This is a genomic window from Streptacidiphilus sp. MAP12-20, assembly GCF_041262525.1.
GTDB lineage: Bacteria > Actinomycetota > Actinomycetes > Streptomycetales > Streptomycetaceae > Streptacidiphilus.
Genome location: NZ_JBGCCK010000020.1, coordinates 1 through 13,424, shown reverse-complemented (window position 1 = coordinate 13,424; position 13,424 = coordinate 1). Strand labels below are relative to the sequence as shown.

The window sequence follows — 13,424 nt, the reverse complement described above, 5'->3', positions numbered from 1 at the left end:
CCGGCTCTCAACCACCGGCTCAGCCCTCCGCGACGGTCACCGTGAACGCGCCCTCCGCCACCCGGGCGCGCAGGGTCTCGCCGGCCGTGACCTCGTCCGCCGCGCGGACCACCGCGCCGTCCTCGGTGCGCTGCAGCACCGCGTAGCCACGCTGCAGCGTCGCCGCGGGCGAGAGCGCGACGACCCGCGCCAGCGTGTGGTGCAGCTCGCTTGCGGCGCGGTCCAGTCGGTGCCCGAGCGTGCGTCGGGAGCGTTCGACCAGCGACCGGACCTCCGCCGCGCGATCGTCGACCAGGCGGTGCGGCGTCGACATCACCGGGCGGCTGCGGACGCTCGCCAGGCCCGCCTCCTCTCGGTGCAGGCGGCCCTCTATCGTCCGCCGCGCCCGGTCGCGCAGCGCGTGCACGCGGGCGAGCTCCTCCCGGACGTCGGGGACGACGCGCTTGGCCGCATCGGTCGGCGTCGAGGCGCGCAGGTCCGCGACGAAGTCCAGCAGGGGCTGATCGGGCTCGTGCCCGATCGCGCTGACGAGCGGCGTGCGGGTTTCGGCCACCGCGCGGATCAGCGCCTCGTCGGAGAAGGGCAGCAGATCCTCCACGCTGCCGCCGCCGCGCGCGACGATGATGACGTCGACATCAGGGTGGGCGTCCAGCTCCTTGATCGCGCCGATCACCTCGGGCACCGCGTAGACGCCCTGCACCGGCACGTTGCGCACCTCGAAGCGGACCGCAGGCCAGCGTCGGCGGGCGTTCTGCAGCACGTCGCGCTCGGCCGCGCTCGCCCTGCCGGTCACCAGCCCGATGCACTGCGGCAGAAAGGGCAGGGGCCGTTTCCGCTCGGCGGCGAACAGGCCCTCCGCCGCGAGGCTGCGCTTGAGCAGCTCCAGCCGGGCGAGCAGATCGCCCAGCCCGACGAGGCGGATCTCGGCCGCGCGCAGCGAGAGCGTGCCGCGCGGGGCGTACCACTCGGGCTTGGCCTGGACGACGATGCGCGAGCCCTGCTGCACCAGGCCGGCCACCGGGTCGAAGACCGAGCGGTAGCACGTGACGGAGATCGAGACGTTCTCCGAGGGGTCACGCAGGGTCAGAAAGACCACGCCCGCGCCCGGGCGGGGGTTCAGCTCGGTGATCTGGCCCTCGACCCATACTGCGCCGAGACGGCTGATCCAGCCGCCGATCAGCTGGGAGACGCGGCTGACCGGGATCGGGGCGTCGGGGGAGGTGTCGAGAGCCATGCCCCGAGCCTACGGCCAGGCACCGACAAGGCGCGGAACGAAACCGACGCAGCGTCAGCCCTGGTTCGGCGACTGTTTTCGCGACACCCTCGCCGGTCCAGCCCACGGCCCGGTCCGCCGGCGCGCCTTACGGGTCAGCAATCGGTACTCAGCTCGCGGCCGGTCGCCGCAGGCGGCCTTGGAGGAAGAGCACCGTCAGCCCGGAGGCCAGCCAGACCGCGCCGACGATCTGCGCCGTGTGCGTCGCCGCGATCAGCACCCAGACGATCACGACCCCGCCCAGCACCGGCACCACCTGGTGCTGGAACCACAGCGGGCTGCCGTGCCGGAATCGGTACCAGCCGACGACGGACGCGTGCAGGAGCAGGAACGCGGTGAGCGCGCCGAAGTTCACGACGGAGGTCAGCTGGTCGAGACCGTCCGAGCGCGACGCCGACCAGACCGCCGCGATCAGCGTGATCGTCGCTGCCACCAGCAGGGCGCCGCGCGGCACACCGGTACGGGCGTCGACCCTGGAGAGCGGACGGGGCAATCGGCCGTCGCGCGCCATCGCGAAGATCAGCCGGCCTGCCGCCGCCTGCCCGGCCAGCGCCGCGAACGCCGCGCCGATCGCCTTGCTGACCGCGACCAGCACGTGCAGCCAGTGGCCAAGCGCTGATTCGACGGTGTCGTAGAAGGCGCTGCCCTGCGCCTCCGGGTGCGCCGCCAGGTACTGCGGCGAATCCGGAGCCAGCACGCCGGCCAGGTAGGACTGCGCGACGAAGAGGACGCCGGCGAGCGCCAGGCAGAAGAGCACGGCCTTGCCCACCCGCGCCGAAGGCCCCTCGTGCTCCTCGGCGAAGGACGCGATCGCGTCGAAGCCGAGAAAGGAGAGAACGGCGACCGACACCGCCGACATCACCGCGGCGAGCGAGAAGCCGCCGATTCCCGTGAACGGCGAGAGCAGTGGCTGGTGACCGGTGCCGGTCGCCAGCGCCTCGACGGCGACGGCAATGAAGATCACCAGCACCAGCAGCTCGAAGGCCAGCACCAACAGGCCGACCTGTGCGGCCAGCCGCACTCCGGCGAGGTTCAGCCCGGTGGTCACGACGACGGCGATCGCCGTCCACACCCACTGGCCGACGCCGGGGACGAGCGAGTGCAGCGCGATACCGGAGAAGACGTAGGCCACGGCGGGAATCAGCAGGTAGTCCAGCATCGCCATCCATCCGGCGATGAAGCCGGGCCCCTCGCCGAGCCCGGCCCGCGCGTACGCGTACACAGAGCCCGCCTGCGGTACCACGCGCAGCATCTGCGCGTAGGAGAAGGCTGTGAACGCCATCGCCACGGTGGCGACGATGTAAACCGTCGCCACGGCTCCGTGGCTCTTGGCGTCCAGCACGCCGAAGATCCCCACCGGGGCCATCGGCGCGATGAAGAGCATCCCGAAGACCACGAGCTCGCGAAAACCGAGGCTGCGGCGGAGCGTGGAGAGGTCGTCGGCGACCTCGACCGGCGAACCGGGGGCGGGCGGCGGAACTGCTTCCATGGACCGATCATCAGGGAGTCCCGCCACCGCACGCCGTCGGGCGCGCCGGTGCGCCTGCGGCCGGCCCATGATCGGAGCGAGGTCGGACGGTAGGCTGGGGCACATGTCTGCTACCGCTGCACGCCGTGTCCTGCTCGCCGCTCCGCGCGGCTACTGCGCGGGTGTCGACCGCGCCGTCATCGCCGTGGAGAAGGCCCTTGAGCAGTACGGGTCGCCGATCTACGTGCGCAAGGAGATCGTCCACAACAAGTACGTGGTGCAGACGCTGGAGAAGCAGGGCGCGATCTTCGTCGACGAGACGGAGGAGGTGCCGGAGGGAAACATCGTCGTCTTCTCCGCGCACGGCGTCGCCCCGTCGGTCCACGACGAGGCGAAGGCCGGCAAGCTCGCGACGATCGACGCGACCTGCCCGCTGGTGACCAAGGTCCACAAGGAGGCCGTGCGCTTCGCCGAGGAGGACTTCGACATCCTGCTCATCGGCCACGAGGGCCACGAAGAGGTCATCGGCACCATGGGCGAGGCGCCGGAGCGCACGCACCTGGTGGATGGCGCCGAGGACGTGGCGAAGGTCAAGGTCCGGGACGAGTCCAAGGTCGTCTGGCTCTCGCAGACCACTCTTTCGGTCGACGAGACCATGGCCACGGTCGACGCCCTCAAGGAGCGCTTCCCGCTGCTGACCAGCCCGCCGAGCGACGACATCTGCTACGCGACGCAGAACCGCCAGGTGATCATCAAGCAGATCGCGGCCGAGTCGGACCTGGTCATCGTGGTCGGCTCGAAGAACTCCTCCAACTCGGTCCGCCTGGTCGAGGTCTCGCTGGAGGCCGGTGCCAAGGACGCCCACCTGATCGACTTCGCCGACGAGATCGACGAGTCCTGGCTGGAGGGTGTCGCCACGATTGGCGTCACCAGCGGCGCGTCGGTGCCGGAGATCCTGGTCAAGGGCGTGCTGGAGTGGCTGGCCGAGCGCGGCTTCGGCGACGTCGAGCAGATCCGCTCGGTGGAGGAGCACCTCCAGTTCTCGCTCCCCAAGGAGCTGCGCCGCGACCTGCGCGCGGAGCTGGACGCGACCTCTGGCAGTCTGCCCGAGTAGCGGGCGCGCCGCGGGCGCCCGTCGTAGCGTGGAGCGCGTGAATGTCTTCGGAGTGGACATCGGCGGTTCCGGCATCAAGGGCGCTCCCGCGGATCTCGACCGCGGTGAGCTGGCGAGTGAGCGGTTCAAGGTGCTCACCCCTCAGCCCTCCGAGCCCAAGGCGGTGGTCGAGACGGTCCGCGAGGTCGTGACCCACTTCGACTGGAGCGGGCCGGTCGGGCTCACCTTCCCCGGCGTCGTCGTCGACGGGCGCACGCTGACGGCGGCCAACGTCGACAAGGGCTGGATCGGCGCGGACGCGGCCTCGCTGTTCAGCGAGGCGCTGGGCGGCCGCCCGGTCGCCGTCGTGAACGACGCGGACGCGGCCGGCCTGGCCGAGATCCGCTACGGCGCGGGCCGCGGGCGCGACGGTGTGGTGCTGATGCTGACGCTCGGCACGGGCATCGGCAGCGCGCTCTTCGTCGACGGCGAGCTGGTGCCCAACACCGAGCTGGGGCATCTGGAACTGCACGGCAAGGACGCGGAGCGGCACGCGAGCTCGGCGGCGCGTGACAAGCACGGCTGGGCCTGGCCGGAGTGGGCCGAGAGGCTGGACGATTACTTCGGCATGGTGGAGATGCTGTTCTCGCCAAAGCTGATCATCATCGGCGGCGGCGTCAGCCGGAAGGCGGACAAGTTCCTGCCGCTGCTGAAGCCCCTGCGGGCGGAGATCGTCCCGGCTCAGCTCCAGAACGACGCCGGCATCATCGGTGCCGCGATGCAGGCGTCCAAGCTGGCCGCGTAAGCGGCTTTCGTCAGGGCCTCGCGCCCCCAGATGGTGCAACCTGGCCGGTTGCCTACGAAGCCGCCTTGCGACGCGCGTGTGCCAGCGAGAAGTGGCGGGCGAGCGCGATCGTGACGCTGAGCGCCGTGCCGGCGAAGAGCCAGCCCGCGTCCAGGGCGAGCGATTCGGCCAGGCCGATCAGGTGGCCGCCCCAGCCCGGCCCCGCGTTCTTGCCGAACAACAGCAGCGCCAGAGCGAAGCAGATGGGCCCGCTGATCGGCGCCGCGGCCAGATCCGAGGACCGTACCCGCACCGAGGCCCGGAAGCAGACCGCGAGGTAGGCCAGGCCCAGCAGCACGCCGGAGCTGTCGAACATCAGCTTGTCCAGGCCGCCGCCTGCCAGCACGCCGAGCAGGACGAGCAGGCCGCAGCCCACAGCGGTGAGCCGCTGCGGGGTCCGGGCGGTGCCGGCCTGGGAACGGGCCGCGCGAGCCGCGGCCTCGGGGGAGCGCGCAGGCTTCGGCAGGGCCACGTTCCGCTCCCGCTCGGGCTGGGTGCTGCTGCTTCGGTACTCCACAACACCAACGTAAGGTCGGATTAATGCCACATAAGCGGACGGACACGCCGGGACTTCGTTCCGGTCACGCGATTGAGCCGTTCGGGCGGCATCCCGGCGAACCGTAGACTGGGGGGCTGTACGCCCGCCCCTCGAACCCGGGACTCCGCCACATGTCGCTCTCGATCGGAATCGTCGGCCTGCCGAACGTCGGCAAGTCGACCCTTTTCAACGCCCTGACCAAGAACGATGTGCTCGCGGCCAACTACCCCTTCGCCACCATCGAGCCCAACGTCGGCGTGGTCGGCGTGCCGGACGCCCGGCTGGCCGTGCTGGCCAAGATCTTCGGTTCACAGCGGCTGCTCCCGGCGACGGTCGACTTCGTGGACATCGCGGGCATCGTGCGTGGCGCGAGCGTGGGCGAGGGCCTGGGCAACAAGTTCCTGGCGAACATCCGCGAGTCGGACGCGATCTGCCAGGTCATCCGGGCCTTCGAGGACCCGGACGTGGTGCACGTGGACGGCAAGGTCTCGCCGAAGGACGACATCGAGACCATCAACACCGAGCTGATCCTCGCGGACCTGCAGACGATCGAGAAGGTGATCCCCCGACTGCAGAAGGAGTCCCGCCTCAAGAAGGAGTCGGGCGTGCTGCTGGCCGCGGCCGAGGCGGCGCAGAAGGTCCTGGAATCGGGCAAGACCCTGTTCGAGGTCGGCTTCGACAAGGAGTCCATCCGCGAACTGCACCTGCTCACGGTGAAGCCCTTCCTCTACGTGTTCAACGTCGACGAGGACGAGCTGACCAACGAGGAGTTCAAGGACGCCCAGCGCGCGCTGGTGGCCCCGGCCGAGGCGATCTTCCTCAACGCCAAGATCGAGTCCGAGCTGATCGGCATGGACGAGGACGACGCGCTGGAGCTGCTCCAGTCGATGGGCCAGGAGGAGGCCGGCATGGCCACCCTCGGCCGCGTCGGCTTCGAGACCCTCGGCCTGCAGACCTACCTCACCGCCGGCCCGAAGGAGGTGCGCGCCTGGACGATCAAGAAGGGTGCGACCGCCCCGGAGGCGGCCGGTGTGATCCACACGGACTTCCAGAAGGGCTTCATCAAGGCCGAGGTCGTCTCCTTCGACGACCTGGTCGAGTGCGGCTCCATCCCCGAGGCCCGCGCCAAGGGCAAGTCCCGCATCGAGGGCAAGGACTACGTCATGCAGGACGGCGACGTGGTGGAGTTCCGCTTCAACGTGTGACGATTCGTCGGCGCGACGGCCCGGCCTGTCTGGCGACAGGTCGGGCCGTTTCTGCGTGGCGGGGCTATGCGGTGCCGCTTTCGAGCAGGTGCTTGAGCGTCTGCTCGTTCTTGGGCATTTCCTTGCGTGCGTGCGGGCGGACCACCAGTGGGACGAGCAGTTTGCCCATGCCGTGGGCTTCGAAGTCGAGGTCGATGGTCACGCGCGAGCGGTCGCCGTTGCCCAGCGGTTCGATCCTGCTGAGGACGTTGCCACGCACGGGCCCGTCGATGCCGTGCATGCGCCAACTGCGCGGAGCGTCGACCTCGGTCACCTCCATCGTCATCGGGAACTCCCGGCGGCCGACGCGCCGGACCACGCGCATCCGGGAGCCCACGGCCATCGTGGCGTCGCCGAGGGGCTGGACGGAGACGGCGCTCTCCTGCCATTCGGTGAGGTGGGAGGGGTCGGTCATGTACGAGTAGACATCTTCTGGGCGACGCGAGATGTCGACGCTCTCCTTGATGGCGGTCATTTTGCCTCCTTCGTGGAGCTTTCGCCCTCATCGTCCCACCGGCGGACCGACTCACCAAGCTTTCGGATCGCCCGAGGCCCGGGGTGGCCGCAGCCCGTCGAAGACGACGGCGAACGTGCGTTCGCGGGCGGCGGAGTCGTCGCCGAGGTGCTCCATCATGCGATGGGTGCCGACCAGGAGAGCGGTCAACTCCGGCACGCCGAGATCCGGGCGGACGGCGCCGGCGCGCTGGGCGTCGGCGAGCAGGGAGGCCAGCGCCTTCCGCAGGGTCTGGCCGACGTCGGACGTGGCCTGGCGGACGTCGACGCCGGCGGCGGACAGGGCTTCGGCGAAGGCGTTCTTCGTCGAGGAGTGGTCCACGACCTGCGCGAAGAACGCGAAGAAGGCGTCGCCGGGCGTCTCGTCGGCGGCCAGGCGGGTCGCCTCTTCGGCGAGGCGGTCCAGTCGGCTGAGCAGGACTGCTTCCAGCAACGCCTCCTTCGTAGGGAAGTGGCGGAACAGGGTCCCCACGCCGACGCCCGCCTCGCGGGCGATCTCCTCCGTGGGCACCGTGGTCCCCCGGGCGGTGAACACCGCCTCGGCGACCTCCAGCAGTCGCGCGCGATTGCGACGTGCGTCGGCGCGTAGGGGTCGTGCGGGGGGCTGCTCGGCCGGCCGGGTGGGCATGGACGCTTCCCTCCGGGAATCAATAGACAAGCGGACTGGCTAGTCCGTATCGTTGTATTCGGAGTCGCCAGTCCGATTCTAGGCGGCCCTGGCTGAGTACGTCCTGCCAACTGGGGGTCAGCATGTCCGGAACCGGAACGCTCACGCCGCGCGAGGTCTTCGCGCGCCTGCTCGACGCCATCTCCACGAGCCGCTGGGAGGAGATCGCCGATCTCTACGCCGAGGACGCCGTGGTCGAGATTCCCTTCTCGCCGTTCCCGCCGAAGCGGATCGAGGGCCGCGAGCAGCTCAGGGCGCGCTTCGCTGAAGTAGGTCGGAGCAACATGATCGAGCTCCAGGCCAAGAACGTCACGGTGCGTCAGACCGAGGACCCGGAGGTGATCGTCGCCGAATTCGACTACGTGGGCCGCTATCCCGAGACCGGTCGCACCTTCGAGGCGCCCAACATCCAGGTGCTGCGCGTCCGTGGCGGTCGGATCGTGCACACCCGCGACTTTCACGACCACCTCACCCTCGCCGCAGCCGGCGGCGGCTTGGCCAACCTCGTGGCCGCGTACGAAAGTCAGGACGGAGTCGCCGACCACTGACCTGGGCTTGATTGTCGTGGCTCGGTCGATACGCTTTCGCCATGCGGATCTCGGTCTCCTCGGACATGGACGAGGGTGTCGCCCGACAGCTGGTCACAGAGCTGCGACGCAGAGGGCACTCGGTCATCTCCCATGGGGTGCTGCAGCCCGATGAGAAGGACGACTGGGCCTACTGCTCCGAGAGGGCGGCGCGCGACGTCGTCGACGGGCGCGCCGATCAGGCCGTCGTCTGCTGCTGGACCGGAACCGGCGCGTCCATCGCCGCCAACAAGCTGCCCGGCATCCGGGCCGCACTCTGCGCCGACGCGTACACAGCCGCCGGCGCCCGCCGCTGGAACGACGCGAATGTGCTGGCCTTGAGCCTGCGGCTGACCTCGCCTGCCCTGCTCGCCGAGATCCTCGACGCGTGGTTCGACGGCACGCCCAGCCAGGAGCCGGGAGACCAGGAGAACATCCGCCACCTGGGCCGGATCGGCCTCGGATGACAGGCGCCGGGCGAGCCGCGACCTGGACGCTGATGCGCCAGGATGACAACGGTAATCGCTACGAGGTCGCCCGATACGGGGATCGCGCCGAGGCGGAGGCCGCCGCCGCCGAATTCGAAGGGCGGGGGCACAAGCAGCTGTACTGGGTCGCGCGGACCGAACCTGTGCAACGGGTGGAGCCGCCGGAAGAGCTGGGCTAGCATCCTGATCTGATGCCTGATCAGCAGAATTGCGGGTAGCTGTGACCGTGGGCCGGGGGAGCGGTCGGCCCTTGGGGGGAACTGTGAGGCGCCTTGGATCTTGCTGCGGCTCTCGACGACGCCCGACTCGGCGACGAGGAAGCCTTTCGCGCCCTCTACCGGGCCGTCCACCCCGCGCTGCTTCGCTACCTGCGGGTACTCGTCGGTGAGGACGCCGAGGACGTCGCCTCCGAGGCCTGGCTGCAGATCGTCAGAGATCTGGCGCGGTTCCGAGGCGACGGCGACGGCCTGCGGGCGTGGTGCCTGACCATCGCCCGGCATCGCGCCCTCGACCACCTGCGCGGCGCGCGCCGCCGCCCGCTGTCCGTGGCCGTACCCGAGTCGCTACTGCAGCGCCCCGGACCTGACGACACCGCCGCCTCCGCGCTGGACGCGCTGGCCACCGTCTCCGCACTGGAGCTGATCGCCGCGCTGCCCGCCGACCAGGCCGAGGCCGTCTACCTCCGCGTGGTCCTCGGGCTCGATGCCCGGCACGCCGCGCAGGTGCTCGGCAAGCGCCCCGGCGCCGTTCGCACGGCCGCCCACCGCGGCCTGCGTCGGCTCGCCGACCTGCTCGCTGAGTCCGGGAGTGACACTTTTCGGGCCTGCGGCGCTGAAAGAGAGTGACATGGACGACGCCAGGGGTTCCAGGGAAAGCGACGCGGGCGTGGCACGGCTGCTCGCCGCCGCCCGCGCGCCCGCGCACGAGAGCGAGTGGGGTGGCGAGGACGACGCGCTCGCCGCGTTCCGCCGTGTTCACGGGGGTGTTCACGCGAGAGCGGCGTTCACAGGGAAGGCGTCCCGGCGATGGCTGCGAGTGACGCTGGCGTCGGTCGCGGTCGGCGGGATCGCCGCGGGGGTCGCGCTGTTCGGGTCCGATCTCGGCGGCGGGTCCGCGCCGGCGCCAGGGGTCTCGGTGGTGGGCCCGCAGTCGGGTTCACCAGGCGTGCCCACCCGCACCGGCGCCTCGCCGCAGCCGACGCCGGATGCGGCCCAGCCGCAGCTTCCGGGGGGACAGCCGGGTCCGACCCCTCCTGCCTCGGCCACGCCCGACTCGACCCCGACCACGGTCGGCACGAGCAGCAGCAGTGGCGGCGGAAACGGCAGCAACAGCAACGGCCGTGCGAAGGGCCATGGCAAGGCGCTCGGCAAGGGCAATGGGAACGGCGGGGGCAACGGGAACGGGAACAGCAGCGGACAGGGGAACGGCAGCGCAGGCGGGAACGGTCAGGGCAACTGAGCCTGCCGGCCGCCCGTGGTCAGGAAGCGAGGCAGCATGGCAACGTCTGAGCAGCCGGCGATGATCGGCATTCTGCTGCTGGTCTCCGCGGACCAGTTTTCCGACGAGTTGCTGGCGAGGCTGCGGGCCGGCGAACTCGTCGGCCTCGGCGACGCGTCCCGTGGCACCGGGCTCTCGGAGCTCACCGGTCTTGCGCTGACCACCCCTCAGGCCGGCCCCCCACAGCCGGGACCGCTGCGTCCCACGGCCGGCCTGCGGCTCGACCCAGACCACCGCACGGTCGTGCTGGACGGCCGGGCGCAGCCGTTGACCTTCCTGGAGTACCAGCTGCTCTCGCATCTGATGGCACATCCGCGCCAAGTACAGAGCCGCGCCCGGCTGATCACCAAGGTCTGGGACTTCGACCCGATCGGGTCCGGCCGCTCCGTCGACGTCCTGGTGGCCCGGCTGCGCCGCAAGCTCGGTCCCACCTATCGCGCATCCGTCGAAACGGTCCGCAGCGCCGGCTACCGCTACGTCCCGCCGGGGGAGTGGGACCGCTAGGCATGGTCGGACGGGACCCAGGACGATCACCGGAACGACGACAGAGCGACCGCAGAGCGACCGCAGAGCGACCACCAGGACGTAGGCTCGGCGGACGTGAGCGAGTCGAGTCGGATCAAGCGCGTCGTTGTCGGCGCGGCGCTGTTGCGCGACGGGCTGGTGCTCGCCGCGCGCAGGTCGGCGCCTGCGGCGTTGGCCGGGCGCTGGGAGTTCCCCGGCGGGAAGGTCGAGCCGGGCGAGACGGTGCCGGCCGCGCTGGAGCGCGAGCTCCGGGAGGAGTTGGGCGTCGAGGCGCGGGCCCGGGACCGGCTGCCCGGCGCGTGGGAGGTCAGGGACGGTCTGGAGCTGCACATCTGGTCCGCCGACCTGCTCGCCGGCGAACCGCACCCGCTCCAGGATCATGACGAGCTCCGCTGGCTGGCCCGCGCCGACCTGTACTCCGTCGACTGGCTGACCCAGGACCGCTTCGCGCTTCCCCACGTCGCCGCGCTGCTCACGCCGCCCGTGCCGCTCGCGCCGCCCGCGTCCACGCCCTGATCCGCTCGTCCGGATGATCATCTGCAAATGGCGAAGATGACCCGAACGGCGGGGTACGCCGAGGTTTAGGTGGGTATGTCAGTATCCGGCCGCCTTCCCGAGCAGGTGGCCGGGACTGGGGAGACGTGAGGCAAGCTGACGCGCGTGCGCGCCTGCGGCGGAGGCCGACGACGGTTGGCGTCAGAGGACCGGCCGCAGGCGGGATGGCGTCGCGCAGTCAGCGGACGGAGAGGTTCCCCGATCCGCTCGCCGTCGGGCCCGAGCTCGAGGAGGCGACCGAGCGCCGGGGCGGAAGTCTGCTCGACGTCGTACGTGTCGCGATCGCACTCCTGGACGAGCAGGGACGCGTGATGCTCTGGAGCCAGGCGGCCGAGGAACTGCTCGGCTGGCCGAGCGACACCCTGGTGGGCCGCGGGCTGGACGCGCTGTTGGGGGACGACCCCGAGATGATCAAGGCGGCCCGCGAGGCCATCGCCGGCGTCCTGCGCGACGGCGAGCCCTGGGGCGGAATCGCCCTGCTGCGGCACCGGGACGGGCACGGCGTCCGGCTCGAGGCGCGGCTCTCCCTCCTGGAGAACGGCGACGGTGTCCCCTACCTCCTGTGCCGGCTGGCCGACGCCGCCGCACTGGTCGACGTCGAGCAGGACCTCGCGATCCAGGACGCCCTGTTCGAGCAGTCGCCGCTCGGGCTGGCGATCTTCGACCGGGACCTGCGCTACGTGCGGATCAACGAGACCCTGGCCCGGATGAACGGCCTGTCCGTCGACGCCCACCTCGGCCGGACCGCGGGGGAGGCGCTGCCTGAGCTGGCAGCCGACGAGGTGATGGCGATCCAGCGGCAGGTCCTGGCCACCGGCGAGCCGGTGATCGACCTGACCATCACCAGTGCGAACCCCGCCGAGCCCGGCTACCGCTCCGCCTCCTACTCCCGGCTGCACGACAGAGCCGGCCGCATCCTCGGGCTGACCGGCATGATCATGGACGTGACGGACCGCTACCGCGCCGTCGCCAAGGTGGAGCGCGCCCGCCAGCGCCTCGCCCTGCTCAACGAGGTCGGCAGCCGGATCGGCGACCTGCTGGACGGCGAGCTGATCGCCCAGGAGCTCGCCGACGCGATCGTGCCGCGCCTGGCCGACCACTCAGGGGTCGCGCTGCTGGAGGCCGTCCTCGACGGCGCGGAACTGCCGCGCCATCCGCACACGCGGCTGACGCCGCTGATCATGGCCGCCACCGCGGCCATCAATCCCGGCCCGGACGCCGAGGCGATGCAGACGCCGGGCGCGCGGATCAGCATGACCGAGGAGTCGATGTTCGGCCGGGTGCTGCGTACTGGGCTTCCGCAGTCGCTCGACGCGGCGACGCAGTTGGACGATATCAGCGGCGAAGGAGACCCACGCGTGCGCGCGGCCTACCGGCTGGGCGTGCACTCGGTGCTGGCGGTGCCGTTGCGGGCCCGCGGCATCGTGCTCGGGCTGCTGGTCCTGGACCGGGCAGGCCGCCGCGAGGGCTTCGACCACGACGACGTCGCCTTCGCGACCGAGCTGGCCGACCGCGCCGGGGCCTCGCTCGACAACGCCCGGCTGTACGCCCGTGAGCGCGCGGCGGCGCTGATGCTGCAACGCAGTCTGCTGCCGCAGACGGTGGCGCAGCCGCCGGGCATGGAGGTCGGCTACCGGTACGTCCCCGGCAGCAGCGGCACGGAGGTCGGCGGCGACTGGTTCGACGTCATCCCGCTGCCGAACGGCCGCACCGCGCTGGTGGTCGGCGACGTGATGGGCCACGGCCTGCGCGCCGCGGCGACGATGGGTCGGCTGCGCACGGCGGTCCGCACGCTGGCCGGACTCGACCTCCCGCCGGACCGCCTGCTGCAGCACGTCCACGACCTCGCGGACGACCTCGCCCAGGGCCCCGAGGAGGCCCTGATCGCCACCTGCGTCTACGCCGTCTACGACCCGGCGACCCGCAAACTCCTCCTCTCCAAGGCCGGCCACACCGAGCCCCTCCTGATCACCCCCGGCCCGGCGAACGGCCCGGACGCTACGCCCACTCCGGGCACCGCGGGTTCCGGAGCTGTCGCGGGTGGTGCGGTCCCGGGGCGAGCGTCTGAGGGGCTCGGCATCGCGGGCCCGGGCCGGGAGGCTGGCCCGAGCGCGGCGGGTGCCTTTGGCGCCTCGGGCAGCGAGTCCGCCTCC

General features: G+C 71.2%; 16 protein-coding genes. 11 read left to right on the top strand and 5 right to left on the bottom strand.

The annotated features are described in order from the left end of the window. Positions 1–19: 19 nt before the first annotated feature. Complete coding sequence (gene xseA, locus ABIA32_RS24775; RefSeq protein WP_370099518.1) at positions 20–1,234, bottom strand: exodeoxyribonuclease VII large subunit; 1,215 nt, start codon at positions 1,232–1,234, stop codon at positions 20–22. Positions 1,235–1,382: 148 nt separating this feature from the next. Further along, on the bottom strand, positions 1,383–2,762 hold the full coding sequence (locus tag ABIA32_RS24770) for an APC family permease (RefSeq protein WP_370099515.1): 1,380 nt from the start codon (positions 2,760–2,762) through the stop codon (positions 1,383–1,385). Positions 2,763–2,865: 103 nt separating this feature from the next. On the opposite strand from ABIA32_RS24770, the gene ABIA32_RS24765 reads away from it, so the two are divergent. Next, on the top strand, positions 2,866–3,855 hold the full coding sequence (locus tag ABIA32_RS24765) for a 4-hydroxy-3-methylbut-2-enyl diphosphate reductase (protein ID WP_370099512.1): 990 nt from the start codon (positions 2,866–2,868) through the stop codon (positions 3,853–3,855). 37 nt (positions 3,856–3,892) lie between these two features. Beyond that, the gene (ppgK, locus tag ABIA32_RS24760; RefSeq protein WP_370099509.1) at positions 3,893–4,639 is read left to right on the top strand and encodes a polyphosphate--glucose phosphotransferase; all 747 of its coding nucleotides are present in this window, start codon (positions 3,893–3,895) and stop codon (positions 4,637–4,639) included. 52 nt (positions 4,640–4,691) lie between these two features. Here the strand turns inward: ppgK and ABIA32_RS24755 are convergent, their stop codons facing one another. Next, positions 4,692–5,195 carry a DUF6542 domain-containing protein gene (locus ABIA32_RS24755; protein WP_370099506.1) on the bottom strand — a complete coding sequence of 168 codons (504 nt, stop codon included), beginning with the start codon at positions 5,193–5,195 and terminating at the stop codon, positions 4,692–4,694. Positions 5,196–5,347: 152 nt separating this feature from the next. On the opposite strand from ABIA32_RS24755, the gene ychF reads away from it, so the two are divergent. After that, positions 5,348–6,421 (top strand): redox-regulated ATPase YchF, encoded by a 1,074-nt coding sequence (gene ychF, locus ABIA32_RS24750; protein WP_370099503.1) that lies wholly within the window; start codon positions 5,348–5,350, stop codon positions 6,419–6,421. A 64-nt stretch (positions 6,422–6,485) separates the two neighbouring features. Here ychF and ABIA32_RS24745 read toward each other — a convergent pair whose 3' ends face one another. Then, positions 6,486–6,935 (bottom strand): SRPBCC family protein, encoded by a 450-nt coding sequence (locus ABIA32_RS24745; protein ID WP_370099501.1) that lies wholly within the window; start codon positions 6,933–6,935, stop codon positions 6,486–6,488. Positions 6,936–6,986: 51 nt separating this feature from the next. Then, entirely contained in the window at positions 6,987–7,601 is a 615-nt protein-coding gene (locus tag ABIA32_RS24740) for a TetR/AcrR family transcriptional regulator (protein ID WP_370099498.1), read from the bottom strand. Between the two features lie 122 nt (positions 7,602–7,723). On the opposite strand from ABIA32_RS24740, the gene ABIA32_RS24735 reads away from it, so the two are divergent. The 8 genes from ABIA32_RS24735 to ABIA32_RS24700 form a co-directional block, all read left to right on the top strand. Continuing rightward, positions 7,724–8,188, top strand: a complete 465-nt coding sequence (locus ABIA32_RS24735) for a nuclear transport factor 2 family protein (RefSeq protein ID WP_370099495.1) — start codon at positions 7,724–7,726, stop codon at positions 8,186–8,188. Positions 8,189–8,229: 41 nt separating this feature from the next. Further along, positions 8,230–8,673: an RpiB/LacA/LacB family sugar-phosphate isomerase gene (locus ABIA32_RS24730; protein ID WP_370099492.1), complete on the top strand. Its 444-nt coding sequence runs from the start codon at positions 8,230–8,232 to the stop codon at positions 8,671–8,673. Further along, on the top strand, positions 8,670–8,873 hold the full coding sequence (locus ABIA32_RS24725) for an SPOR domain-containing protein (RefSeq protein WP_370099489.1): 204 nt from the start codon (positions 8,670–8,672) through the stop codon (positions 8,871–8,873). The genes ABIA32_RS24730 and ABIA32_RS24725 overlap by 4 nt, the downstream gene beginning before the upstream one ends. A gap of 93 nt (positions 8,874–8,966) precedes the next feature. Beyond that, positions 8,967–9,539 (top strand): RNA polymerase sigma factor, encoded by a 573-nt coding sequence (locus tag ABIA32_RS24720; RefSeq protein ID WP_370099487.1) that lies wholly within the window; start codon positions 8,967–8,969, stop codon positions 9,537–9,539. A 1-nt stretch (position 9,540) separates the two neighbouring features. Beyond that, complete coding sequence (locus ABIA32_RS24715) at positions 9,541–10,152, top strand: hypothetical protein (RefSeq protein ID WP_370099484.1); 612 nt, start codon at positions 9,541–9,543, stop codon at positions 10,150–10,152. A gap of 36 nt (positions 10,153–10,188) precedes the next feature. Beyond that, the gene (locus ABIA32_RS24710; protein ID WP_370099482.1) at positions 10,189–10,695 is read left to right on the top strand and encodes a winged helix-turn-helix domain-containing protein; all 507 of its coding nucleotides are present in this window, start codon (positions 10,189–10,191) and stop codon (positions 10,693–10,695) included. Between the two features lie 96 nt (positions 10,696–10,791). Then, entirely contained in the window at positions 10,792–11,232 is a 441-nt protein-coding gene (locus ABIA32_RS24705; RefSeq protein ID WP_370099480.1) for a (deoxy)nucleoside triphosphate pyrophosphohydrolase, read from the top strand. A 203-nt stretch (positions 11,233–11,435) separates the two neighbouring features. Beyond that, positions 11,436–13,424, top strand: a 1,989-nt coding sequence (locus ABIA32_RS24700; RefSeq protein ID WP_370099477.1) for a PAS domain-containing protein, incomplete at its 3' end; no start/stop codon positions are given.